This window comes from Rhodanobacter fulvus Jip2 (assembly GCF_000264315.1).
GTDB lineage: Bacteria > Pseudomonadota > Gammaproteobacteria > Xanthomonadales > Rhodanobacteraceae > Rhodanobacter > Rhodanobacter fulvus.
On sequence record NZ_AJXU01000054.1, the window covers coordinates 82,168 to 105,076 of the forward strand.

The 22,909-nt window shown below is 66.0% G+C and carries 20 protein-coding genes; 13 read left to right on the top strand and 7 right to left on the bottom strand.

What is annotated here, in order from left to right:
- Positions 1-14 precede the first annotated feature (14 nt).
- The 5 genes from UU9_RS13155 to UU9_RS13175 all read left to right on the top strand — a co-directional run bounded on the left by UU9_RS13155 (position 15) and on the right by UU9_RS13175 (position 5,311).
- Positions 15-2,723, top strand: coding sequence for a putative bifunctional diguanylate cyclase/phosphodiesterase (locus UU9_RS13155; protein ID WP_040671028.1), 2,709 nt, complete (start codon positions 15-17; stop codon positions 2,721-2,723).
- 66 nt (positions 2,724-2,789) lie between these two features.
- Positions 2,790-3,776: a lipoyl synthase gene (lipA, locus tag UU9_RS13160; protein ID WP_007082250.1), complete on the top strand. Its 987-nt coding sequence runs from the start codon at positions 2,790-2,792 to the stop codon at positions 3,774-3,776.
- A gap of 59 nt (positions 3,777-3,835) precedes the next feature.
- Positions 3,836-4,027, top strand: coding sequence for a hypothetical protein (locus UU9_RS13165; RefSeq protein ID WP_007082251.1), 192 nt, complete (start codon positions 3,836-3,838; stop codon positions 4,025-4,027).
- A gap of 56 nt (positions 4,028-4,083) precedes the next feature.
- Complete coding sequence (locus UU9_RS13170) at positions 4,084-4,425, top strand: carboxymuconolactone decarboxylase family protein (RefSeq protein WP_007082252.1); 342 nt, start codon at positions 4,084-4,086, stop codon at positions 4,423-4,425.
- A gap of 70 nt (positions 4,426-4,495) precedes the next feature.
- On the top strand, positions 4,496-5,311 hold the full coding sequence (locus UU9_RS13175) for an arylamine N-acetyltransferase family protein (protein ID WP_007082253.1): 816 nt from the start codon (positions 4,496-4,498) through the stop codon (positions 5,309-5,311).
- Positions 5,312-5,488: 177 nt separating this feature from the next.
- Here UU9_RS13175 and UU9_RS13180 read toward each other — a convergent pair whose 3' ends face one another.
- From UU9_RS13180 to UU9_RS13195, 4 genes are all read right to left on the bottom strand, one after another.
- Entirely contained in the window at positions 5,489-5,716 is a 228-nt protein-coding gene (locus UU9_RS13180; RefSeq protein WP_007082254.1) for an RNA-binding S4 domain-containing protein, read from the bottom strand.
- A 48-nt stretch (positions 5,717-5,764) separates the two neighbouring features.
- On the bottom strand, positions 5,765-6,196 hold the full coding sequence (locus UU9_RS13185; protein WP_007082255.1) for a barstar family protein: 432 nt from the start codon (positions 6,194-6,196) through the stop codon (positions 5,765-5,767).
- Positions 6,193-6,615 carry a guanyl-specific ribonuclease gene (locus UU9_RS13190; protein ID WP_007082256.1) on the bottom strand — a complete coding sequence of 141 codons (423 nt, stop codon included), beginning with the start codon at positions 6,613-6,615 and terminating at the stop codon, positions 6,193-6,195. Before UU9_RS13190 ends, UU9_RS13185 begins: the two co-directional genes overlap by 4 nt.
- 195 nt (positions 6,616-6,810) lie before the next feature.
- Complete coding sequence (locus UU9_RS13195) at positions 6,811-7,650, bottom strand: DUF72 domain-containing protein (protein WP_007082257.1); 840 nt, start codon at positions 7,648-7,650, stop codon at positions 6,811-6,813.
- A gap of 154 nt (positions 7,651-7,804) precedes the next feature.
- Here UU9_RS13195 and UU9_RS13200 point away from each other — a divergent pair, with 154 nt between their 5' ends.
- Both UU9_RS13200 and UU9_RS13205 read left to right on the top strand, forming a co-directional pair.
- Positions 7,805-9,466: a serine hydrolase gene (locus tag UU9_RS13200; RefSeq protein ID WP_007082258.1), complete on the top strand. Its 1,662-nt coding sequence runs from the start codon at positions 7,805-7,807 to the stop codon at positions 9,464-9,466.
- Between the two features lie 46 nt (positions 9,467-9,512).
- Positions 9,513-11,159 carry an alpha/beta hydrolase gene (locus tag UU9_RS13205; RefSeq protein ID WP_007082259.1) on the top strand — a complete coding sequence of 549 codons (1,647 nt, stop codon included), beginning with the start codon at positions 9,513-9,515 and terminating at the stop codon, positions 11,157-11,159.
- A 45-nt stretch (positions 11,160-11,204) separates the two neighbouring features.
- On the opposite strand, the gene UU9_RS13210 is transcribed toward UU9_RS13205, so the two are convergent.
- On the bottom strand, positions 11,205-13,610 hold the full coding sequence (locus tag UU9_RS13210) for a DUF3772 domain-containing protein (protein WP_040671018.1): 2,406 nt from the start codon (positions 13,608-13,610) through the stop codon (positions 11,205-11,207).
- Between the two features lie 248 nt (positions 13,611-13,858).
- Here UU9_RS13210 and UU9_RS13215 point away from each other — a divergent pair, with 248 nt between their 5' ends.
- From UU9_RS13215 to UU9_RS13235, 5 genes are all read left to right on the top strand, one after another.
- Positions 13,859-15,700: an ABC transporter ATP-binding protein gene (locus UU9_RS13215; RefSeq protein ID WP_007082261.1), complete on the top strand. Its 1,842-nt coding sequence runs from the start codon at positions 13,859-13,861 to the stop codon at positions 15,698-15,700.
- 82 nt (positions 15,701-15,782) lie between these two features.
- Positions 15,783-16,055 carry a hypothetical protein gene (locus UU9_RS13220; RefSeq protein ID WP_007082262.1) on the top strand — a complete coding sequence of 91 codons (273 nt, stop codon included), beginning with the start codon at positions 15,783-15,785 and terminating at the stop codon, positions 16,053-16,055.
- A 294-nt stretch (positions 16,056-16,349) separates the two neighbouring features.
- Positions 16,350-17,408, top strand: a complete 1,059-nt coding sequence (locus UU9_RS13225; protein ID WP_007082263.1) for a Gfo/Idh/MocA family protein — start codon at positions 16,350-16,352, stop codon at positions 17,406-17,408.
- A 188-nt stretch (positions 17,409-17,596) separates the two neighbouring features.
- Complete coding sequence (locus UU9_RS13230; RefSeq protein WP_007082264.1) at positions 17,597-18,106, top strand: peptidylprolyl isomerase; 510 nt, start codon at positions 17,597-17,599, stop codon at positions 18,104-18,106.
- 169 nt (positions 18,107-18,275) lie between these two features.
- A complete protein-coding gene (locus UU9_RS13235) occupies positions 18,276-19,262 on the top strand; it encodes a malate dehydrogenase (RefSeq protein WP_007082265.1) in 987 nt (328 codons plus the stop codon).
- Positions 19,263-19,403: 141 nt separating this feature from the next.
- Here UU9_RS13235 and ahpF read toward each other — a convergent pair whose 3' ends face one another.
- The gene (ahpF, locus tag UU9_RS13240; RefSeq protein ID WP_007082266.1) at positions 19,404-20,999 is read right to left on the bottom strand and encodes an alkyl hydroperoxide reductase subunit F; all 1,596 of its coding nucleotides are present in this window, start codon (positions 20,997-20,999) and stop codon (positions 19,404-19,406) included.
- A 183-nt stretch (positions 21,000-21,182) separates the two neighbouring features.
- On the bottom strand, positions 21,183-21,746 hold the full coding sequence (ahpC, locus tag UU9_RS13245; RefSeq protein WP_007082267.1) for an alkyl hydroperoxide reductase subunit C: 564 nt from the start codon (positions 21,744-21,746) through the stop codon (positions 21,183-21,185).
- A 167-nt stretch (positions 21,747-21,913) separates the two neighbouring features.
- Between ahpC and prpB the strand changes: the two genes are divergently transcribed.
- Positions 21,914-22,798 carry a methylisocitrate lyase gene (prpB, locus tag UU9_RS13250; RefSeq protein ID WP_007082268.1) on the top strand — a complete coding sequence of 295 codons (885 nt, stop codon included), beginning with the start codon at positions 21,914-21,916 and terminating at the stop codon, positions 22,796-22,798.
- The last annotated feature ends 111 nt before the right edge of the window (positions 22,799-22,909 follow it).

Here is a 22,909-nt window from a genome sequence, read left to right on the forward strand (position 1 = left end):
TGTCGCGGCGTTTGATGCCGCTGGTCTATGCATTGCTGGCCATGGTGGCGCTCATCCTGGCATTGACCTGGGTGGCGCTGCAGACACAGGTGGCCCTCGCCGGCTTTCTCAACGGCGAGAGCGTCTGGTCGAAGGCGCAGAAGCAGGCGGTGGTCGATCTGGATGCCTATGCAAGCAGCGGATCGGCGACGGACCTTCGCGATTTTCAGCGCAACCTGACCGTACTGAATACCGACCGCTGGGCGCGCGACAACATCATCTCGGGGCACTACGACTACGACGCCACCGTGAATGCGTTGCGCCGGGCCAATGCGATGCCCACCGCCATCCCCGGCGTGATTTTCATGCTGCATCATTTTTCCGACGCGCCGTACATGCGCGATGCACTGGAGGCTTGGCGATCCACCGACAACGCCGTCGCCGAACTGGAAACCATCGCACTCGAATTGCAGCGTGCCCATGCAATGGGCGCCATGCCGGCTCAGGAGGTCACGCGTCAGCGTGCACGGATCGGTACGATAAACAGCTACATCGAACCGCGCAGCAATCTGTTTTCGCTGAAAATCGCCCTGGGCGCCACTTGGATGGGCCAGGTGCTATTTGGTGGCGTGCTGGCTGCGGCCGCTATCGCCGCCTTGCTGTGGATACTCATGGCCCGACGCACGCTGGCCAGCATCCGCGGTACCGAGGAGCGTTACCGGCTGCTGTTCGACAGCGCTTCGGACGCGATCGTGATGGTGGATGAAAGCAGCGGTCGTATCCTGGACGCCAACCGGGCCGCATCGGAATGGACGGGGCGGCGTGCCGGCGAGTTGATCGGCGATCGCTTCGTGCACCTGTTCACCCAGACGGTGTCCCAGCTGGAAGGCCGCGCCGCCATCAACGGCTTGCTGGGCGCCGATGGCACCAAGCTGCCGGTGGAAACGCAGTGCAGCCTGGTCAATTGGGGCGACCGGCGTGTGCGCCAGGCGATCATCCGCGACATTTCCGAGCGGGTGGCGATGGAGCGGGAGCGGCGCATCGCCGCCGAGGCGCTGGCCAGTATCGCCGAGGGCGTGATCATTGCCGACCCGCAGCGGCGGATCATTTCCGTCAACGACGCGCACGAGCAGCTCACCGGTTTCGAAGCCGATGCCGTGCGCGACAAGCGCTTCGACGCCACGCGCCGCCTGCCCGATGGCCACAGCCTGCCGCAGTCGATATGGGATGACATTGCCGCCGGCAGGAACTGGCTGGGCGAGGTGCAAAGCGTCCGGCGCGACGGCACCAGCTACCCCGAGCAGCTCAGCATCAGCGCCATCCGCGATACCGAACACCAGGTGCTCTATTACGTGGCGGTGTTCACCAATATCTCCGCCACCAAACAGCAGCAGCAGCGGCTGGAACACCTGGCCCGGCATGATCCGCTCACCGGTCTGGTCAACCGGGCGGAGTTCGAACGGTATTGCACCGACGCCATTGCCGTTGCCGAGCGCGAGCGGCTGGCCACCGTGGTGCTGTTCATCGATCTGGATGCGTTCAAGATCGTCAACGACAGCTACAGCCACGCGATCGGCGACCGGTTGCTGGTGAAAGTGGCCGAGCGCATCCGCCGCCAGTTGTCCGAGGGCGATGTGGCCGGGCGCATTGGCGGCGACGAATTCACCGTGCTGATCCATCACCTCAACCTGCGCGAGGATGCGCGGGTGATGGCCGAGCGGCTGCTGGCGGTGCTGTCCGAGCCGCTGCTGGTGGACGACTACGAGATCGTGCTGAGCGCAAGTATCGGCATCGCCGGCTACCCGCTGGACGGGCTGGACGCGGCGACCCTGGTCGCCAACGCCGACGCGGCGATGTACGCCGCCAAGACCGAGGAGCGCAACACGCTGCGCTTCTACACGCCGATGATGCACGCCAGCACCAGCCGCCGCCTGCTGCTGGCCACCGAGCTGCGCCAGGCGCTGGTTCGCGAGGAATTCCGGCTGGTTTACCAGCCCAGCATCGAAATGCGCACGGGCCGCATCGTGGCGGTCGAGGCGCTGGTGCGCTGGCAGCATCCCGACCGCGGCGAGGTGCTGCCCAGCGAGTTCATCCCGGTGGCCGAAAGCCTGGGCCTGATCCGCCGCATCGACGAATGGGTGATGCAGACCGCCTGCGCCCAGATCGAGGCGTGGGACCTGGCCGGCATGCCGCCGGTGCGCGTGGCCGTGAACGTGTCGGCGCGCGGGTTCGGCCACACGGCCTTCGTCGATGGCGTGAGCCGCGCGATGCAGCAGCGGCGGGTGCCGCCCGGGCGGCTGATGCTGGAGATCACCGAAAGCGCCATGTTGCGGATGGGCGACGACACCGAGCGCACCATGCGTGCGCTGCATGCGCTGGGACTGGAGGTGGCAGTCGACGATTTCGGCACCGGCTATTCCTCCATGGCGTATCTGAAGTTGCCGGCGGTGGCGTATCTGAAGATCGACCGCTCGTTCGTGTCCGGCCTGCCGGAAAGTACCGACGACGTGGCGATCGTCGAAGCCATGCTGGCGATGTCGCGCAGCCTGGGCCTGAAGACCATCGCCGAGGGCATCGAGACCGAGGCGCAACACGAGTTCCTGATGCGCGCCGGCTGCAACGAGGGGCAGGGTTACCTGTATTCGTACCCATTGACGGCCAGTGCCATCGAAAAGCTGATGTCACCGCGCTCGCTTCGCGTGCCGACCAAGCTGCGGCTGGTACCGCCGAAGCGCGGCCTGTAGCCACCGGCGGGGTGGCGCCTGATACATGTCATGGCGGGTCGCGCAAGTACGCGCGACACTTCGCCCATGTCCAGTGACCCGCAACCCACCCGCGTCCCCGACGGCACCAAGTTCATCAGCCCGCAGGGCACCCGTGCGATCAAGGGCGGCATCCGCCCCAACGCCGGCAGCGCCACGCCCGACATCGGGCATAAACCGCCGTGGCTGCGCATAAAACTGCCCACCGGCGCCCGCTACGAGGAAGTGCACGAGATCGTGCGCAGCCACAACCTGCACACCGTCTGCGCCGAATCGAAATGCCCCAACATCGCCGAATGCTGGGGTCGCGGCACCGCCACGCTGATGCTGATGGGCTCGGTGTGCACGCGCGCCTGCCGCTTCTGCTCGGTCAGCACCGGCAACCCCAACGGCTGGCTCGACCCGCTGGAGCCGATGCAGGTGGCCGACGCGGTGGCCTTGATGGGGCTCAACTACGTGGTGCTGACCTCGGTCGACCGCGATGACCTGGCCGACGGCGGCGCCGCCCATTACGCCGCCTGCGTGCGGGCCATCCACCAGCGCTCGCCGCAAACCGCGGTGGAGGCGCTGACCCCCGATTTCGCCGGCCGGCATGCCGACGTGGCGACGGTGCTCGATGCAGGGCTGGCCACGTATGCGCAGAACCTGGAAACGGTGGAACGCCTGACCCATCCCGTGCGCGACCCGCGCGCCGGTTACGCGCAGACGCTGGACGTGCTGGCCTTTGCCAAGCGCCACGCGCCGAAGACGCTGACCAAGACCAGCCTGATGCTGGGGCTGGGCGAAACCGACGAGGAGATCGACCGCACCCTGGACGACATCCGCGCCGCCAATGTCGACGTGGTCACCCTCGGCCAGTACATGCGGCCGAGCCCGCATCACCTGGCCGTGCAACGTTTCGTGACACCGGAGGAATTTCGCCAGTACCGCGAGCTGGCCCTGGCCAAGGGTTTTCTCGAAGCCGTGGCCGGGCCGCTGGTTCGTTCAAGCTATCGCGCCGAGCGCGTGCTGGAGCACAACAACCTGGGGTTGTGAGCGCCAGGCACGGCAGGCCCGGTGGCGGTTTCGTCGTTCGTTCACCAGGAGGTATCGCCATGTCCGCGTTTCACCGTCCCTTGCATCGCCATGCCGTTGTGCCGGAGCGCGGCGGTATCGGCGGGTCCGGCCTTTCCGCGATGGAATTGACGCTGCAGCGTGAGCAGCGCATCGACGAGGAACTGGCGCAGAGCTTTCCCGCCAGCGACCCGCCGAGCTGGGTGCAAGGCGTCTCGCCGCCGCCTTCCTGATCCCCGTTCGATATCTTGCGATCGAACCGGAAGCCGATTCCCCACGGAGCACAACCATGGACACTCCCATCTATCCCCAAGCCAGCGCCGAGCTGGCGCGCAAACGCCGCGAGCTGGCACCCGAGCCGCTGAAGGCATTCAAGGCGTTCAGCGCCGCCGTGTTTGCCGAAGGCGCCGTGCCGGCCGTCACCAAGCAGCTGATTGCCGTGGCGGTGGCGCATGTCACCCAGTGCCTGTACTGCATCAAGGGCCACACCGCCGAAGCGTTGAAGCAGGGCGCCAGCGAGCAGCAGATCATGGAGGCGATCTGGGTGGCGGCGGAGATGCGCGCGGGCGGCGCCTACGCGCATTCGGCGCTGGCGCTGGACACGATGCAGCACGCGCACGACCACGACTGATCGGCGTCACATGGGTCGCTGCAATCCCGGCGGTGCTACCGTTGGGTGATCCATCACGACGGCCACCCGCATGCACCCGCCCATCGACCTGGACGCCTACCTGCGGCGCATCGACTATCGCGCCACCGCGGCACCCGACCTGCCGACCCTGCGCGGGCTGGTAGCGGCCCATGCGGCCGCCATTCCCTTCGAAAACCTCACTCCCTGGCTTGGCCTGCGGGTCGATCTGGAACTCCCCGCGATCGAGCGCAAACTGCTCCACGACGGCCGCGGCGGCTACTGCTTCGAACAGAACCTGCTGCTGCAAGCCGCGTTGCGGGCCATCGGTTTCGAGGTCTCCGCGTTGATCGCGCGAGTGCTGTGGCGGCAAACCGACGACACCATGACGGCACAGACACACATGCTGCTGCGCGTGGATCTGGACGGCGAAACCCGATTGGTCGACGTGGGATTCGGCAGCCAGACCCTCACCGACGCCCTGCGCCTGCAGGCGGATATCGAACAACCGACACCGCTCGAACCCTTCCGCCTGGTGCGGATGGACAGCGACTGGTGCATGCAATCGCGGGTGCACGGTGTCTGGCGCCCGCTGTACCGCTTCGACCTGCACACGCCGTATCCGGTCGACCTAGTGGTCGCCAACCATTACGTGTCCACCTATCCCGCGTCGCGCTTCACCGCCCACCTCATCGCCGCCCGTGTCGACGGTGACAACCGGCTGAGCCTGCTCGACCGCGAGTTCACCGTGCGCCGGTCAGGCCATGAGCCGGAACACCGGACATTGCGCGATGGCGCGGAAATCCGCCGGGTGCTGGAGCAGCGCTTCAGGCTGCGCCTGCCGCTCCATGCCGACCTGGACCGGCGGCTGGACGAACTGCCGGCCTGAGGCAAGGCGTTGCGGGAAACACGCCCTTTCCCTTCTCCCGCTCGCGGGAGAAGGGAAAGGGCGGATGAGGGCGCTCTTGCTTCCGCTTCTGCCATCTGCCATGCAGAAAAGCGCCCTCTTCAGCCCTTCGGGCAGCTTCTCCCGCAAGCGGGAGAAGCACTATATCGAGGCCTGCTCTCAGCCTTCGGGATCCGCCAGTACCCGAATTTCCACATCGCCGAGCGTCACCGTTTGTCCGGCCACGATCTTGCACGTCTTGCGCAACTCCACCACGCCGTCGACCTTGACGTCGCCCTCGGCCACCAGCCGCTTGCCGGCGCCGCCGCTGTCGCACAGGCCGACCAGCTTCAGCAGCATGTTCAGCTCGACGTAGCTGCCTTCCAGTTCGAAATCGATCGTTTGCATGGGTATCCAGGGTGATGGGCGCGTTGGCAAAGGCGTAGCGTGACACGATCAGCTGCCGTCGAACGCCTCATCGGGCAGAGCCAGAAACGCGAACCAGGGTTTGTCGTGGTCGGCACCGAAGGTGGCTGCATCGTCCAGCACGCCGAGCAGGGTGGTGAAATCTTCCGGTGCGGCGTTGCGCAGGTCGTCGCCGCGTTCGAACAGCAGCACGTAGCCCCACGCAGGCAACCAGCCCATGTCGCGCAGGCAGTCGGCCAGCGCATCCCAGTTGTGGCCGAAGCTGGCTGGCAGCGTCAGCGAAACCGCCAGGCGCTGCAGCAGTTCGTGCTTGTCCGCGCAGCCGCCGAGGTCCGTGCGGCACACCTGCAGCTCGTCGCGCCGCGCCGCCTTCGCCAACCGGTCGAGATCGGCGGTGCCGACGAAATACACGCCGCTTTGCGCGGGTTGGGTCAGGTCAAGATCGAAACGGTGCGCGCTCATGGCTGTAGCGTGAAGCGGCGGAAGCTGCGGTAATGATCGTCGGTGTAGTAATAGACCCGCGGCGGTGTGTCGCCGGTGATGATGCGCCGCGCGCCGCGGTTGCGCGCGCCGGGCGTTTCCACGGTGTACTCGTGGTAATAGCCGCGCGGCTGTTGCGGCAGGTGGCGCTCGTAATTGCCGAACACGGCGCCATCCTGGCCATGGGCGAAGGGCCCGCCGCTGGCGATGCGGCGCAAGGTATCGCGAGCCGCGGGCGGCAGGAACGCCGGCAGTGTCGACGAATCGCCTGCGTGGTCGATCTGGCTGGCGACTTCCGGCGCGGAAGGGGCCGTCCCCGGCGAGGTCGACGGTGGCTGTCGCCACATGACCAGCGCAACCACCAGCGCGGCAAGCAGGATCAGCGGATGGAATCGGCGCATGGCGGGTCGGCGGGCGGGGCGCTTCAGCTTAAGGCAGGGCGTTGAAACGGAAAAGCGCAAATCGCGCGGAGCTTGTTGGCAGTTGGCCTTTCCGTCAGCGCTCTGCCAACCGTTCGCCGCTGCGCGGCTACGCTCAGGGCGAACGGTGGGGGTTTGCGGCGTGCTGGCATTTCCATTCCCCATTCCCCATTCCCGTCACCCCAACCGATCAACCCGCTCCTGCAACGCCATCGCGGCGGCCGGGTTGCGCAGTTTTGCGCTGCTGATGAAAAACACGAACACCTCGCGCGGTGGTCCAGCCGGTTGCGTGGCGCCGACGTGCGGCAGGGCGTCGATGTCGCGGCCCGCGGCCCAGGCCTGGGCATGTGCCGCCCATTGATCCAGCGCACGGTCTTCGTAGCCGGTGGCGATCTCTTCGATGCTGCGCATCAGTCGGGCGTAGACGAAATCGCCGGTGAGGTCGGCCAGCGAGGGGAATTTCGGCGAGTCGGTGAAAACGGTGGGGATCGCGTGCTTGCGCGCCAGTTCCACATAAGCCGGGCATAGGAAGCCGGGGTTGCGCACCTCCAGCACGTGGCGCAGCGGTCGCCCGTTCAACACGCGGGGCAACGCCTGCAGGAAGGCGTCCAGGTCGTCGGCATCGAATTTTCGCGAGGGCGGCAACTGCCACAGTATCGGGCCCAGCCGGTCGCCCATTTCCTCGATGCCGCCGTAGATGAAACTGTCCACGCCCTTGCCGCTGTGGGCCAGCGGCCGACTTTCGGTGATATAGCGCGGCGCTTTCAGCGAGAACACGAAGCCCGGCGGCGTGGCCTCGGCCCACTTGGCGTAGGTGGCCGGCTTTTGCGCGCTGTAATAAGTGCCGTTGACCTCGATGGCGCGCAGGTGTCGGCTGGCGTAATCCAGCTCCAGTCGCCGCAGCAGGTCGGCAGGATAGAAATTGTCGCGCCAGGGCGCATACACCCAGCCGCCCACGCCGACGCGGACGGGCCCGTGCTGCATGCTGCCGGCGGCGATGTGGTCAGGGTGTTCCATCGGAAACAGGCCTGGCGGGGTGGGTGCCGCAGTTTGCGGCGACATGCATGCAACTGTCGTGAATGGTAGCGAATGGATCGCGTGACTTCCGGCGCTGGCCTGCCGCTCGGTTTGTCGCGATAGTGGCGCGACTGCCCCTGTCATGGAGTTATCGATGCTGCAGCGACCCTTTGTCTTGCGCCTCTCGGCGGCGTGTGCGTTGTGCGTCGCCACGTTGGGCGCCGCGGCGCAGACGCCCACGTCCTCGTTACCGCAGCTGCCCATCTCCACCAACGACCAGGTACGCCCACTGCTGCCCGCGCAGCTGCAGGATTTCGACGCGTATGTGGAAAGCGCGCGCAAGGCGTTCGACGTGCCCGGCATCGCGGTGGCGATCGTCAAGGACGGCAACGTGGTACTGGCGCAGGGCTTCGGCCGGCGCGAGCTGGGCAAGCCGGACGCCGTCGATGCGCACACCTTGTTCGCGATCGCCTCCAACACCAAGGCGTTCACCGCCGCCTCGCTGCAGCAATTGGCCGAGGCGGGCAAGCTGAACATGGACGACCGGGTGATCGACCATCTGCCCTGGTTCCGCATGTCCGACCCGTACGTCACCCACGAGATGCGCATCCGCGATTTGCTGGCGCACCGCAGCGGCTTGTCGCTGGGCGCGGGCGACCTGCTGTATTGGCCGCCCACCTCCTACACCACCAAGGAGGTGGTGCAGCGGCTGGCGCATGTACCGATCGCGAATGGTTTCCGCAGCGGCTACGCCTACGACAACATCCTGTTCGCGGTGGCCACGCTGGTGATCGAGGAAGCATCCGGCCAGAGCTACGCCGACTACGTGCGCGATCACATCTTCAAGCCGGTGGGCATGGACGAATCGCTGATCGACAAGACCTACATCACACCCGGCATGGATGTGGCCACCGGCCACGCCAAGGCTGATTTCAAGGATCTGCAACCGGTGCCGCCGATGGCCTGGCTCAACGATCCGGGCGCCGGCGGCATTTATTCCAGCGTGCACGACATGGCCAGGTGGATGAAGGTGCAACTGGCTGGCGGCGCGTTGTCCACCAAGGCTGCCGACGGCAAGCCGCAACGGCTGTTTTCCGAGAAAAGCCAGCAGCAGATGTGGAGCATGCTGACGCCGATCGCCATCCGCAAACCGTCGATTCCCGAGCTGGCGCCGCTGACGCCGAAGTTCTCCGGCTACGGCGAGTCGTGGTTCCTGTCCGACTACCGTGGGCAGCGGCTGGTGTGGCACACCGGCGGCTGGCCCGGCATGGTGTCGCGGGTGACCCTGGTGCCCGACCAGCATCTGGGCGTGGTGGTGCTGACCAATGCCGAATCGGGCGCGGCCTTCAACGCGGTGACCTACCGCGTGCTGGATGCCTACCTCAATCGCGATCACAAGACGGACTGGGTGGCCGTCTATGCCAAGGCGGTGAAGAAATCGCAGGCCCATGCCGACGACAGCTTCGCCAAGCACGAGGCCGCCCGCGACAAGCACAGCAAGCCGTCGCTGCCGCTGGCGAAATACGCCGGCACCTATCGCGACCCCTGGTACGGCGACATCATCGTCAGCCAGCAGAACGGCAAGCTGCGCATGCGCTTCAGCAAGACCGCGCAACTGGTCGGCACGATGACGCCATGGCAGCACGACACCTTCGTGGTGCGCTGGGACGATCGCACGCTGAATGCCGACGCCTTCGTCAGCTACGCGCTGGACCCTGACGGGGCCGTGCGCGAGGTGCGGATGGAGCCGATTTCGCCGCTGACCGATTTCAGTTTCGATTTCCAGGATTTGCGATTGAAGCCGGCGAGCAACTGATCCATCACCGCGCCGTTCGCGGCGCTCATGCTGAAGGGGAAGGGACATGAAGTATCGGCATCATGCGGTGGCGGCTCTGCTGTCGTTCGGGTTGCTGGTTGGCGTCGCCCAGGCGCGCAGCGACCACGCACTGGACCATCACTACATCCGGGTCGAACTCGGAACCATCGGCGCGCAACCGGCCTCGGGCCGGCTGCTGCTGTTCGCGGTCGACGCGAAAGTGGCCGAGGCGGCAGCCAAGGCGGAATCGAAGGGCAAGAGCAGCGCGGTCGAATCGGTGGATGCCGATCCGTTCAGCGGCACGGTCACCAGCGTGGCGGCGCGCGAGGTGGAGCACTGGGTGCCGGGCAAGACGATCGACGTCGACACCGAGCACATGGCATATCCCGTCGGCTGGTCGCAACTGCCACCGGGCGATTACCTGGTGCAGGCCGTGCTCGACGGGAACCACGACTACAACTACCTGGGGCGTGGCGCCGGCGACCTGGTCAGCGACGTGGTCAAGCTGCACCTGCCCGCCGCCGGTGTGCCGAAACTGAAGCTGGCGAAGGCATTGCCGGCAGACGATGACCCGTGGGCCGTGCCGGTGTCGGCGTCGCCGACGATGCGCGAAAACGTGGTCGCGGCACGCCCGCACGCGCAACGGGTCGATTTCATCAGCCCGCTGCTGAGCGCGTTCTGGGGTCGGTCGATCCACATGCGCGGCTGGGTGCTGACCCCGCCCGGATACGACGCCAACGCGGCCGCCCGTTATCCCACGGTCTATTACACCCAGGGTTTCGGCGGCAACAACGACCGCGTGATCCGCCCCATCGTCACCGTCTACACGGCGATGGCGAAGCAGCAGATGCCGCCGATGATCTGGGTGTTCCTGGACGAATCCAGCCCCACCGGTACGCACGAGTTCGCGGACTCGGTCAACAACGGTCCGTGGGGACAGGCGCTGACCACCGAGCTGATCCCGCATCTCGAAGCGCACTACCGCATGGATGGTGACGTCAACGGCCGCTTCCTCAACGGCCACTCCTCCGGCGGCTGGGCCACGCTGTGGCTGCAGACGCGCTATCCGAAGATCTTCGGCGGCACCTGGTCGACCTCGCCCGACCCCAGCGACTTCCACGACTTCACCGGCATCGACCTGTACGCGCCGCATGCCAATGTCTATCGCCGGCCCGACGGCTCGGCCTACCCGCTGGTGCGCAACCACGACAAGGTGCTGGGCACCTTCGAGCAGTTCGCGAAACTCGAACGCGTGCTGGGCAGCTACGGCGGCCAGCTGGCTTCGTTCGAGTGGGTGTTTTCACCGCGCGGCAAGGATGGCCGGCCCGTGCCGATGTTCGATCGCGACACCGGCGACGTTGATCCGGCGGTGGTTTCGTACTGGCGCGACCACTACGACATTGCCTGGCGCCTGCAGCAGCACTGGCCCGAGCTGAAGCCCGACCTGGACGGCAAGATCCATCTCTACGTGGGCACCGCCGACACGTTCTACCTCGACGGTTCCGCGCACAAGCTTAAGGCCGTGCTCGATGGTCTCGGTGCCAGGTCGGAATTCCATTTCCTCCCCGACCGCACCCACGGCAATGTCTACTGGATCGGCGACGACCACCACGGCCTGCTCAAGCAGATCAGCTGGGCGATGTATGCGATCGCGCGACCGGATTCGACGCTGAAGCCTGTCGCCACGCCCTGAATTCCGGTCCGTCCGGTTCGCCTGCCACGGGTTGTGGTTGCCGGCTCAGTCCGTGTGTTCGGCGTCCCCGGGCGGCGTCGGCAGCGTGCGCACCAGCTGCGAACGCACCAGCGACATGCGCGCGTCGCGCAGCCGCTGCAGCAGTTCGAACAGCAGGTCGCTTTTTACGCTGCCCACGTCGCGCGGACTGTTGACGTAGGCGGTGCAACTGAAGGTCATCGAGTTGGCGTCGATGCCGGACAGCTGCACCAGCGGGGCGGGCGACTCCAGCGTGGCCGGATGCGCCCGCAGCACCTCCAGCACCAATGACCGCACCTTGCCCGCGTCGGTGTCCAGCGGCAGCGGCAACACGATCTGTACACGGCCCAGAGCGTTGGCCAGGGTCACGTTGCGCACGTTCTGGGTGATCAGCTGCGAGTTGGGCACGATCACGGTGGAACGGTCGCCCATGCGGATTTCGGTGGCGCGCACGTTGATGCGCTGGATGTCGCCCTCGACATCCGACGACAGGCTGACCCAGTCGCCCACCTTCACCGGCCGCTCCACCAGCAGGATCAGGCCGGAGATGAAGTTCTGCACGATCGCCTGCAAGCCGAAACCGATACCCACCGACAGCGCGCTGACGATCCAGGCGATGCTTTTCAGATCCACATGCAGCGCGGCCAGCGTCAGCACGAACACCAGCATGCTGCCGAGGTAGCCAAGCAGGGTCACCAGCGACTCCTGCATGCCGAGTTCCATGGTGGAGCTCGGCAGCAGCTTGTCGCGCAGCCAACACTTGAGCCTGCGCAGCGTGTACCAGCCGATCGCGAACACCAGCGCCGCAGTAAAGATGCTGCCCGGGTCGATCGCCAGATCGCCCAGCTTGAGGTTGCCGAACGTCTGCTTCGCGCTGCTGATCAGGTCGCCGGGACCGGCGCCGAACGGCGTCAGCACGGTCGCCAGCGCCAGCAACACCAGGGTCACCCGCAGGACGGCATTGAGCACGATTACCGTCTGCTCCAGCGTATGCGGCTGCAGATCGAACGTGTTTTGCAGACGCTGGCCGCCACGACCCTGCGGCGCCAGCAAGGCGGTGACCAGATCCGTCAGCAGATGGATCAGCAGATAGGTGGATGCCACGATCACGCCCACCCACAGCATTTCCCTGGCCAGGAAAAACGCCAGCGCAATGAAGCCGGTCGCCACCGCCAGCCAGCACAGCACCACCGCCAGCGTGGCGGCGGCCATCAGGATGCCCACCCACACGGGGCGATGTTGTGGTTCGGCGTCGCTGCTGGCTGACGCCAGGCGCGTGCGATGCATTCGCATCAGCGCCATGCCGATCAAACCGCTGACAACCAGTGCAAACAGGCCGCGCGCCGCGACCGTGGCGGGCAGGCTGGTGCCGATCGTGCGGCTGGCGCGGTCGAACAGGCCAAACGCCAGCGCCGCCGCGCCCAGCCACCAGGGAAACGGACGCAGGCACTGTGCCACCCGATCGGTCAGCGCCGGCAGCCGCCACGACGGACGCCGCACCGAGAGCAGCGCCCGGCCCAGCCCCACCACATACGCCGCAAAGCACACCAGTTGCACCGTGGCATGGGCCAGCGTGGCGGTGTCGTCGTCGAGGATGTCGTTCCAGTTCAAGCCGAGGTAGGCCAGCTCCGCCGCCAGGCCGGTAGTGAAGACGGCCGTCAGCGCCACTGCCGTGGCCATCGCGCTGCGTCGCAAATGGCCGTCCGGAACGTGGCGCTTGGCCAGTTCCAGCAGCACCCGTTCCAGCGCCCAGCGGCCGCCGCCGAGCAACAGCACCGCAGCGATCAGGCACAGCAGCAACGGTTGCCGGTTGGGTGGCTGCCACGCGTCGCCCCACGCATTGCCAAGGCGAACGCCGAGCCGCTTGAGCCGCTGGGTGTCGCCCGGCAAGGTGCGCGCCAGATCGACCCAGAACACGCCGCTGAACGGCGTGGCCGTGCGCGAGGCCAACCTAGCCTGAAACTGGTCGTTGCGCATGCCGCTGATCTGCGCGGCCAGTTGCAGCGCGTTCTGGCCGAGCAGCTGCGCCTGCTTGATCTGCGCGTCCAGGTTGGTTTGCGCCCGGTCCAGTTGTCGCCGCTGTGCGGCAACTTCGGACGCTTCGGCGGGTGCGCCGCTGGCCGGCGCCGGCCCCAGCACGGTCAACTGCGCTTGCAACGCCGCCATCTGCGGCGCCAGGCTTGCGGCCAGCTGGCGTGCCTGATCCTGCACGCCCAGCGCGGTGGCGCGCAGGTCGGCCAATGGCGGGTTGCCATCCTTGCTCTTGAGATCGGCCCGCACCGAATCGAGTTGTTCGGTGAGTTGATCCAGCGCTTGCGCCGGTGTGGCCGTTGGCGCGACGACGGTCGGCGACGGATCGCTGGCCTGGGCCAACGAAAGGCCGCTGCCGAAGCTCAGCAGCAGAAGCAGGAGACAACGGAGCAGGGTAGGCATCCGTGCATGATCGGAGCGCCGCCGCAGGCGGTCAATCGCGGCTGTCGGATCGGCACCGGCCACGGAAGCTGGCGTTCATGTTCGTGCCGGTGGCCCGATCGGTGGCAGCGGCTTCAGTCGCGATGCTCGGGAGTTTCAAAGCAAAAGCATCGCGACTGAAGTCGCTCCCACAAAGGTCGCCCCCGCAGGCCCTTGCGAAACCCGGCGCGGGCACGCAAGTTATCCCATCCCCCGCTTGTTGCCTCCCCATGATCTTCCGCTGGTTCGAATCCCTCATCGATGCGTTCAAGGAACCGGTCGACGTGATGCCGCCGACGTCGGTGCGGCGCTTCTACCTGTTCTACCTGCGCCAGGCATGGTCCGCGTTCGCGGCGGCCATCGTGGTGGGTTTCGGCGTGGCCATCGTGGAGGTGGCGCTGTTCGGTTTCATCGGGCGGCTGGTGGATCTGGCACAGGGCGGGCCGGACGTCTTCTTCCGCACGCACGGCATGGAGTTGCTGGGCATGGCCTTTGTGGCCCTGGTGGCGCGGCCGCTGTTGAACAGTTCCCACGACCTGCTGGTGAACCAGGCCATCGTGCCCAGCCTCACCAACCGCATCCGCTGGCAGAACCATCGCTACGTGGTGCGGCAAAGCCTGGCGTTCTTCCAGAACGATTTCGCCGGCCGCATCGCCAACCGCATCATGCAGACCGGCAGTGCGCTGCGCGCCTCGGCAGTGCAGATCGTCGATGCGATCTGGTATGTGGTGATCTACACCGGCAGTGCCATCGTGCTGTTCGCGCAGGCCGACCTGTGGCTGGCGCTGCCGCTGTTCGCGTGGGTGTTCGCGTATGTCGGCCTGCTGGCGGTTTTCATTCCGCGCATCAAGCACCGCTCGTGGCTGGCCTCGGAAGCGCGGTCGAAACTGATGGGCCGCATCGTCGATGGTTACAGCAACATACTGACGCTGAAACTGTTCGCGCATACCCGGCGCGAGGAAGCCTATGTCGCCGATGCGATGGCCGAGCAAACCGGCAAGTTGCGCCAGATGACCCGCGTCACCACCGCGATGGACGCCAGCATCACCACGCTCAACGGTTTCCTGATCGTGGGCACCTCGGCGCTGGCGCTGTGGCTGTGGAGCGAGGGCCGGGTGACGGTGGGCGCGATCGCGCTGTCGACCGGGCTGGTGATCCGCATCAACAACATGTCCGGCTGGATCATGTGGGTGGTCAACGGCATCTTCGAGGACGTGGGCACCGTGCAGGACGGCATCACCACCATCTCGCAGCCGCGCGCGGTGCAGGATCGCGAGGGCGCCATGCCGCTGGAAGTGGTCAACGGCGCGGTGCGTTTCGAGCGCATCCATTTCCATTACGGCAAGCAGGGCGGGGTGATCGCCGGGCTCGACCTGGCCGTGCGTGCGGGCGAGAAGATCGGCGTGGTCGGCCCCTCGGGCGCGGGCAAATCCACCCTGGTCAACGTGCTGCTGCGGCTGTACGACCTGGAATCCGGACGCATCCTGATCGACGACCAGGACGTCGCCCACGTCACCCAGGAAAGCCTGCGCTCGCAGATCGGCGTGGTGACGCAGGACACCTCGCTGCTGCACCGCTCGATCCGCGACAACATCCTGTATGGACGTCCAGATGCCAGCGACGCGCAGATCGCCGCCGCCGTGCACAAGGCGCGCGCGGACGAGTTCATCCCCACGCTGGCCGACGGCGAAGGGCGCCACGGCTACGACGCGCTGGTCGGCGAGCGCGGCGTGAAACTCAGCGGCGGCCAGCGCCAGCGCATCGCCATCGCCCGCGTGCTGCTGAAGGACGCACCGATCCTGGTGCTGGACGAAGCCACCTCGGCGCTGGATTCCGAAGCCGAAGCCGCCATCCAGGACAGCCTCGACATCCTGATGCAGGGCAAGACCGTGATCGCCATCGCCCACCGCCTGTCCACCATCGCGCGGATGGATCGGCTGGTGGTGCTGGACAAGGGCGTGATCGTGGAGAGCGGCACCCACGCTGAATTGATTGCGCGCGACGGGCTGTATGCGCGGCTGTGGAAACGCCAGACCGGCGGGTTCGTGGCGGCGGAGGACGCGCCGGGCTGATGATCAAATCCGCATGGCAGGCGGGCGATGGCACCTGTCATGCGACAATACTGGCCATCGTCATCCCGCACTTTCGAGTTTCATGACCGTCCCCAATGATGCATTCCGGCGCTTCCAGGAGGAGCTCGCCGCCATCGATCGCAAGGAGCACCTTCCCGCTGATGTACCCGCTGCCGACCAGCGGCTCGCCAACGCACGGGCGGATTTTCTGTCCCTGCGCAAGCGCTATGGCCTGACCGTGGCCGACGTGGTGGCGTTCTTCCCGGAGGAGGAGGGCATCGCGTATCTGCAGCAGCTGATTGCCGCCAGCGAGGCCAGGCCGGTGCGACGCAGGAAGTCTTCGACGGCGGACTGATTCGGGGCGAAGAGCGCCCCCATCCGCCCTGTCGGGCACCTTCCCCCGCAAGCGGGGGAAGGGAGCGGAATATTTCGAGGGGCCGATCACTCCCTTCTCCCGCTTGCGGGAGAAGGTGCCGACTGCGAAGGCATGGCGAAGGCATGGATGCCTGAGTTGAGGCAACGCAGGAGCAGTTGCCCGATGCCGAAGCGAACGGCGAAGCCGGCCCGGAGGGCGTGCCGCAGGAGCGGCACGTAAGGCGGATGAGGGCTTTCCAAACCAAACAAACCGCACCACCCACGGAGAAACAACATGGCAGAAAACAAACGCCCCATCGTCACCGGCCTGTGCGCGTTCGGCATGTCGGGTCGGATGTTCCAGGCGCCATTCCTGCATGCGATGGACGAGTTCTCGCTGCACTCCGTGGTGGAGCGTCATGCAAAGCGCGTGGCGAACACGTATCCCGCCATCCGTTCGCACGATTCGGTCGAGGCGATGCTGGCGGACCCGGCCATCGAGCTGGTCGTGGTGAACACGCCCAACGTGGACCATTTCGAGCACGTGCGGCTGGCGCTGCTGGCGGGCAAGCATGTGGTGGTGGAGAAACCCTTCGCGGTGACGTCGGCGCAGGCTGTCGAGATGGTGGAGCTGGCCGCCCGACAGGACCGCAAGCTGGTGGCATTCCAGAACCGCCGTTGGGACAGTGATTTTCTCGCCGTGCGGCAGGTGGTCGAAAAGGGTTTGCTGGGCCAGTTGATCGAGGCGGAATTCCATTACGACCGCTACGAAAAAAACCTCAGCGCCAAGGCGCACAAGGAGGTCGATCAGCTGGGCACGGGCGTCATCTATGACCTTGGCCCGCATCTGATCGACCAGGCGATCTGCCTGTTCGGCAAGCCGGAGCGTGTTTTCGCGGTCCTGCGCACCCACCGGCCCGGCTCGGTGGTCAACGATTATTTCGACCTGACGCTGCTGTACGGCGCGTTCACCGTGCGGCTGAAGAGCAGCCTGCTGGCGCTGGAGCCGGTGCCGGGGTTCGTGGTGCATGGCGCGGAGGGATCGTTCCTGAAATCCCGCGCCGACGTGCAGGCCGACATGCTGGATCGGGGCATTTCGCCCAACGTCGCCGACTGGGGACAGGAGCCGGTGGCGGAGCATGGCGTTCTGCACACCTGCGTGGATGGCCGCGACGAACGCCGCCGGTTTCCCTCGCCGGCGGGCAGCTATCAGACGTTCTTCGCCGGCGTCTATCGCCATGTGCGCGAGGGTGCGCCTTCGCCGGTGGCGTTGGCCGACACCTTGCTCAACGTACGCATCATCGAGGCCGCGCTGGAGAGCAGCCGGACGCAGAGCGTGGTCGCGCTCAGCTAGTTTTCGGGCAACCGCGGATGCGGTTGCGCGATTTTCACCCGTGCCACTGCATGCTGCGGGGAGATTGCCGCACGCACTGCGTCGCGGAAGGGCCTGGGTTATTCTTGGCGACCCTGGCGGCTCGTTTCGGTGCGAGCCCCTCGCCCATGGCCATGGGCGCAAACCGTTTCCGACCTCAAGGACTATCGATGACCATCAATGTCACCTTCACCACCAACCGCGGTCCGATCCACCTGCGGCTGCACGACGACAAGGCGCCGGTCACGGTGGCCAATTTCGTGAACCTGGCCAGGCGCGGCTATTACGACGGCTTGTCGTTCCACCGCGTGATCGCCGATTTCATGATCCAGGGTGGTTGCCCCGAAGGCAGCGGCCGCGGCGGCCCGGGCTACAAGTTCGAGGACGAGTTCAATCCGTCGCTGCGCCATGACAAGCCCGGCGTGCTGTCGATGGCCAACGCCGGCCCGCGCACCAATGGCAGCCAGTTCTTCATCACCCATGGCGCCACGCCGTGGCTGGACGGCAAGCACACCGTGTTCGGCGAAGTGCTGGGCGAGGACGACCAGAAAGTGGTCAACGCCGTGCAGCAGGGCGACGTGATCGAGAAGGTGGAAGTGTCCGGCGACGTCGACGCGCTGCTGGCGGCGCAGTCCGAGCGCGTGGCGGAGTGGAACGCGGTGCTCGACCAGCGCGGCTGAGCATTCCCACGCTGCAAAGGTGAAGGCCGCCACGCCTGTTGGCGGCCTTCTGCCGTCTGGACGGCCCAAATCGCGCCGCCGGACAGCCGCGTGATAAAATCACGCCTTTGCTTCGGGCCTGAACCGCCTTCGCCACACGCTGCCCCTCTCACCCAAGGAGTCATCGCTCATGAAAGCCCCCGTTCGAGTTGCCATCACTGGCGCCGCCGGCCAGATCGGCTACGCGCTGCTTTTCCGCATTGCCGCTGGCGACATGCTGGGCAAGGACCAGCCGGTCATCCTGCACCTGCTGGAAATCACCCCGGCGCTGCCCGCGCTGCAGGGCGTGGTGATGGAACTGAACGATTGCGCGTTCCCCACGCTGGCCGGCATCGTGGCCACCGATGATCTGAACGTGGCCTTCAAGGACGTCGATTACGCCCTGCTGGTTGGCGCGCGTCCGCGCGGCCCCGGCATGGAGCGCAAGGACCTGCTGGAAGCGAACGGCGCCATCTTCGGGCCGCAGGGCAAGGCGTTGAACGACCACGCCAAGCGCGACGTGAAGGTGCTGGTGGTGGGCAACCCGGCCAACACCAACGCGCTGATCGCACAGCAGAACGCGCCGGATCTCGATCCGAAGTGCTTCACCGCGATGGTGCGCCTGGACCACAACCGCGCGCTGAGCCTGCTGGCCGAGAAAACCGGCAAGCACAACACCGACGTCAAGCACATGACGATCTGGGGCAACCACAGCTCCACCCAGTTCCCCGACCTGTCGCACGTCACCGTCGACGGCAAGCCGGCGCTGGAGCTGGTCGATCAGTCCTGGTACGAAAGCGATTTCATCCCCACCGTGCAGCAGCGCGGCGCGGCCATCATCAAGGCGCGCGGCGCCTCGTCCGCTGCTTCCGCGGCGTCGGCGGCGATCGACCACGTGCGTACCTGGGCGCTGGGCACGGCCGAGGGCGACTGGGTGTCGATGGGCATCCCGTCCGACGGTTCGTACGGCATCGAGCCGGGCGTGATCTACGGCTACCCGGTGACCGTGAAGAACGGCAAGTACGAGATCGTGCAGGGCCTGGCCGTCAGCGATTTCGCCCGCGGCCGCATGGACGCCACCGCCAAGGAACTGCGCGAAGAGCGTGCGGGCGTGGAGCATCTGTTCGCGAAGAAGTAAGCGGCAGTTTCCTGTGACACGAAGAGGCCGGCTTTCGCCGGCCTCTTCGTGTGCGTCGGTTGTGGGAGCGACTTCAGTCGAGATGCTCTTGCTTCGGGCTCCAGAGCAAAGGCATCGCGACTGAAGTCGCTCCCACAGGTTTCATGCGAGGGCGACCTTCTTCACTTCGGCTGCCGGCGCCGACGTGCGGATCAGATGGTCGAACGCACTCAACGCCGCCGTGGAACCCGCACCCATCGCGATCACGATCTGCTTGTACGGCACCGTGGTGGCGTCGCCGGCGGCAAACACGCCGGGCAGGGAGGTCTGGCCGCGCTCGTCGATCACGATCTCGCCGCGCGGGGAAAGCTCCAGCGTGCCCTTCAGCCATTCGGTGTTCGGCAACAGGCCGATCTGCACGAAGATGCCTTCCAGCTCCAGCGTGTGCATCTCCTCGCTGACGCGATCCTTGTAGACCAGTGCGCTGACCTTCTGCCCGTCACCCAGCACTTCGGTGCTGAGCGCACTGACGATGATGTCCACGTTGGGCAGGCTGCGCAGCTTGCGCTGCAGGACATCATCCGCACGCAGCTTGCTGTCGAACTCGATCAGCGTGACATGGGCCACGATGCCGGCCAGGTCGATGGCCGCCTCGACGCCGGAGTTGCCGCCGCCGATCACCGCCACGCGCTTGCCCTTGAACAGCGGGCCGTCGCAGTGCGGGCAGTAGGCCACGCCCTTGTTGCGGTATTGGTCTTCGCCGGGCACGCCCATCTGGCGCCAGCGCGCGCCGGTGGAAAGGATCACGGTCTTCGACTTCAGCGTGGCGCCGTTGGCCAGCTGTACCTCGACCAGGCCGCCGGTGGCGTCGCTGGCCGGCACCAGCGAATCGGCGCGCTGCAGATTCATGATGTCCACGTCGTAGTTCTTGACGTGCTGTTCCAGCGCCGCGCCCAGCTTCGGGCCTTCGGTGTAATCGACCGAGATGAAGTTTTCGATCGACATGGTGTCCAGCACCTGGCCGCCGAAGCGCTCGGCCGCCACGCCGGTGCGGATGCCCTTGCGCGCGGCATAGATCGCCGCCGCGGCACCGGCCGGGCCGCCGCCGATGACGAGCACGTCGAACGCGCCCTTGGCCTTGATCTTCTCCGCTTCGCGGGCGCTGGAGCCGGTGTCGATCTTGGCCAGGATCTGCTCCAGGCTCATGCGGCCCTGGTCGAACACCTCGCCGTTGAGGAACACGGTGGGCACCGACATCACCTGGCGCTGCTCCACCTCGTCCTGGTACAGCGCGCCGTCGATGGCGACGTGCTGGATGTTCGGGTTCAGCACGCTCATCAGGTTCAGCGCCTGCACTACGTCGGGGCAGTTCTGGCAGGACAGCGAGAAATAGGTCTCGAAACGGAATTCACCGTCGAGGTTTTGTACCTGCTCGATCACGTCCGCCGCGGTCTTGGACGGATGACCGCCGACCTGCAGCAGCGCCAGCACGAGTGAGGTGAATTCGTGGCCCATTGGCAAGCCGGCAAAACGCACGCCGATGTCCGTGCCGACGCGGTTGATCGCGAACGACGGCTTGCGCGTTTCGCTGTCGTCGCGGCGCAGCGTGATCTTGTCGGACAGCGCGGCAATCTCGTGCAGCAGCCCGTCCAGTTCCTGCGACTTGGCGCTGTCATCGAGCGCGGCGACCAGTTCGATCGGCTGCAGCAGTTTTTGCAGATAGGCCTGCAGTTGGCCCTTGAGGGTTTCGTCGAGCATGACTGCGACTCCAGTGATGGATGCGGAGAAATCGTGGGGAGAAAAGACGCTTGTGACAGCGGCCTGCGCCGAAGGGAGGGTCGGCAGGCGGGGAGCATTGCCGGGCGCAAGCCGCTGACAGAAGCATCCGTGGTGAGGTGAAACCGGGCGCGCTTCGGCGCCCGGTTCCGGTAGCGCGATGAATCAGATCTTGCCGACCAGGTCCAGCGACGGCGCCAGGGTCTTTTCGCCTTCCTTCCACTTGGCCGGGCAGACCTCGTTCGGATGGGCGGCGACGTACTGGGCGGCCTTGACCTTGCGCAGCAGCTCCGAGGCGTCACGGCCGATGCCGCCGGCGTTGATTTCGACGATCTGGATCTTGCCCGCGGGGTCGATCACGAAGGTACCGCGATCGGCGATGCCGTCGGCTTCGATCAGCACGTCGAAGTTGCGCGAGATCAGGTGGGTCGGGTCGCCGATCATGGTGTAGTTGATCTTCTTGACCGCGTCGGAGGTGTCGTGCCACGCCTTGTGCGCGAAATGGGTGTCGGTGGAGACGCTGTAGATTTCCACGCCCAGCTTCTGGAACTCGGCGTAGTTGTCGGCCAGGTCCTCAAGCTCGGTGGGGCAGACGAAGGTGAAGTCGGCGGGGTAGAAGAACACGACCGACCACTTGCCCTTCAGGTCGGCATCGCTCACTTCGATGAACTTGCCGCTCTTGAGAGCCTGGGCCTTGAATGGTTTGATTTCGGTGTTGATCAGGGACATCGGGAGCATCCTCGTTGGTGAAGGTGAGGCTTAAGATACGACGTGGCGGGCGATCTATCTAATTGATTGTCAGCATCGCTTCGATTGGCTGTGGCTATCGATATGCTGCCCTGCAGAACGGCCGCGCAGTCGCGGTGAGCTAAAATCGCGGCTTTGACGGAGGCGCCATGACACAGACAGCTTCCCCCGGCGCGCGATTCCGCGCCGCCGTGGCGCAGGAGCAACCATTGCAGGTTGTCGGCGCCATCACCGCCTATGCGGCGCGCATGGCCCAGCGCACCGGTTTCAAGGCCATTTACCTCTCCGGCGGCGGCGTGGCGGCCAACTCGCTGGGCGTACCGGACCTCGGCATCAGCAGCATGGAAGACGTGCTGATCGACGCACGGCGCATCGTCGATGCCACCGGCATGCCGCTGCTGGTCGATATCGACACCGGCTGGGGCGGTGCGTTCAACATCGCCCGCACCATCCGCAGTTTCACGCAGGCCGGCGTTGCCGCCGTGCACATGGAGGATCAGGTGGGCCAGAAGCGCTGCGGCCACCGTCCCGGCAAGGAAGTGGTGAGCAAGGAGGAGATGGTCGATCGGATGAAGGCCGCGGTCGATGCGCGCACCGAGCCCGGCTTCGTGATCATGGCGCGCACCGATGCGGCGGCGGTCGAGGGTATCGACGCGGCGATCGACCGCGCCTGCGCCTATGTGGAGGCCGGCGCCGACATGATCTTCCCCGAGGCGATGAAGACGCTGGACGACTACCGCCGCTTCAAGGCTGCGGTGAAGGTGCCCATCCTGGCCAACCTCACGGAATTCGGCAGCACGCCGTTCTTCACCACCGACGAGTTGCGCGAGGCGAACGTCGATATCGCGCTGTATTGCTGCGGCGCGTATCGCGCGATGAACAAGGCGGCGCTGAACTTCTACGAAACCGTGCTTCGTGACGGCACCCAGAAAGCCGCCGTGCCGACGATGCAAACGCGCGAGGAGCTGTACGACTTCCTCGACTACCACGCGTACGAGGACAAGCTGGACGCGCTGTTTTCGAACAAAGGCTGATCCTGACCCGTCGTAGGAGCCCGCTCGCGGGCGATGCTTTTCGAATCCCGAATCCCGAATCCCGAATCCCGAATCCCGACACAAGAGCATCGCCCGCGAGCGGGCTCCTAC

What these genes read in the sequence shown, in the direction of transcription:
- UU9_RS13155 (WP_040671028.1), top strand. Translation starts at nt 15, where the DNA reads ATGCCGCTGGTCTATGCATTGCTGGCCATGGTGGCGCTCATCCTGGCA.
- lipA (WP_007082250.1), top strand. Translation starts at nt 2,790, where the DNA reads ATGTCCAGTGACCCGCAACCCACCCGCGTCCCCGACGGCACCAAGTTC.
- UU9_RS13165 (WP_007082251.1), top strand. Translation starts at nt 3,836, where the DNA reads ATGTCCGCGTTTCACCGTCCCTTGCATCGCCATGCCGTTGTGCCGGAG.
- UU9_RS13170 (WP_007082252.1), top strand. Translation starts at nt 4,084, where the DNA reads ATGGACACTCCCATCTATCCCCAAGCCAGCGCCGAGCTGGCGCGCAAA.
- UU9_RS13175 (WP_007082253.1), top strand. Translation starts at nt 4,496, where the DNA reads ATGCACCCGCCCATCGACCTGGACGCCTACCTGCGGCGCATCGACTAT.
- UU9_RS13180 (WP_007082254.1), bottom strand. Translation starts at nt 5,716, where the DNA reads ATGCAAACGATCGATTTCGAACTGGAAGGCAGCTACGTCGAGCTGAAC.
- UU9_RS13185 (WP_007082255.1), bottom strand. Translation starts at nt 6,196, where the DNA reads ATGAGCGCGCACCGTTTCGATCTTGACCTGACCCAACCCGCGCAAAGC.
- UU9_RS13190 (WP_007082256.1), bottom strand. Translation starts at nt 6,615, where the DNA reads ATGCGCCGATTCCATCCGCTGATCCTGCTTGCCGCGCTGGTGGTTGCG.
- UU9_RS13195 (WP_007082257.1), bottom strand. Translation starts at nt 7,650, where the DNA reads ATGGAACACCCTGACCACATCGCCGCCGGCAGCATGCAGCACGGGCCC.
- UU9_RS13200 (WP_007082258.1), top strand. Translation starts at nt 7,805, where the DNA reads ATGCTGCAGCGACCCTTTGTCTTGCGCCTCTCGGCGGCGTGTGCGTTG.
- UU9_RS13205 (WP_007082259.1), top strand. Translation starts at nt 9,513, where the DNA reads ATGAAGTATCGGCATCATGCGGTGGCGGCTCTGCTGTCGTTCGGGTTG.
- UU9_RS13210 (WP_040671018.1), bottom strand. Translation starts at nt 13,610, where the DNA reads ATGCCTACCCTGCTCCGTTGTCTCCTGCTTCTGCTGCTGAGCTTCGGC.
- UU9_RS13215 (WP_007082261.1), top strand. Translation starts at nt 13,859, where the DNA reads ATGATCTTCCGCTGGTTCGAATCCCTCATCGATGCGTTCAAGGAACCG.
- UU9_RS13220 (WP_007082262.1), top strand. Translation starts at nt 15,783, where the DNA reads ATGACCGTCCCCAATGATGCATTCCGGCGCTTCCAGGAGGAGCTCGCC.
- UU9_RS13225 (WP_007082263.1), top strand. Translation starts at nt 16,350, where the DNA reads ATGGCAGAAAACAAACGCCCCATCGTCACCGGCCTGTGCGCGTTCGGC.
- UU9_RS13230 (WP_007082264.1), top strand. Translation starts at nt 17,597, where the DNA reads ATGACCATCAATGTCACCTTCACCACCAACCGCGGTCCGATCCACCTG.
- UU9_RS13235 (WP_007082265.1), top strand. Translation starts at nt 18,276, where the DNA reads ATGAAAGCCCCCGTTCGAGTTGCCATCACTGGCGCCGCCGGCCAGATC.
- ahpF (WP_007082266.1), bottom strand. Translation starts at nt 20,999, where the DNA reads ATGCTCGACGAAACCCTCAAGGGCCAACTGCAGGCCTATCTGCAAAAA.
- ahpC (WP_007082267.1), bottom strand. Translation starts at nt 21,746, where the DNA reads ATGTCCCTGATCAACACCGAAATCAAACCATTCAAGGCCCAGGCTCTC.
- prpB (WP_007082268.1), top strand. Translation starts at nt 21,914, where the DNA reads ATGACACAGACAGCTTCCCCCGGCGCGCGATTCCGCGCCGCCGTGGCG.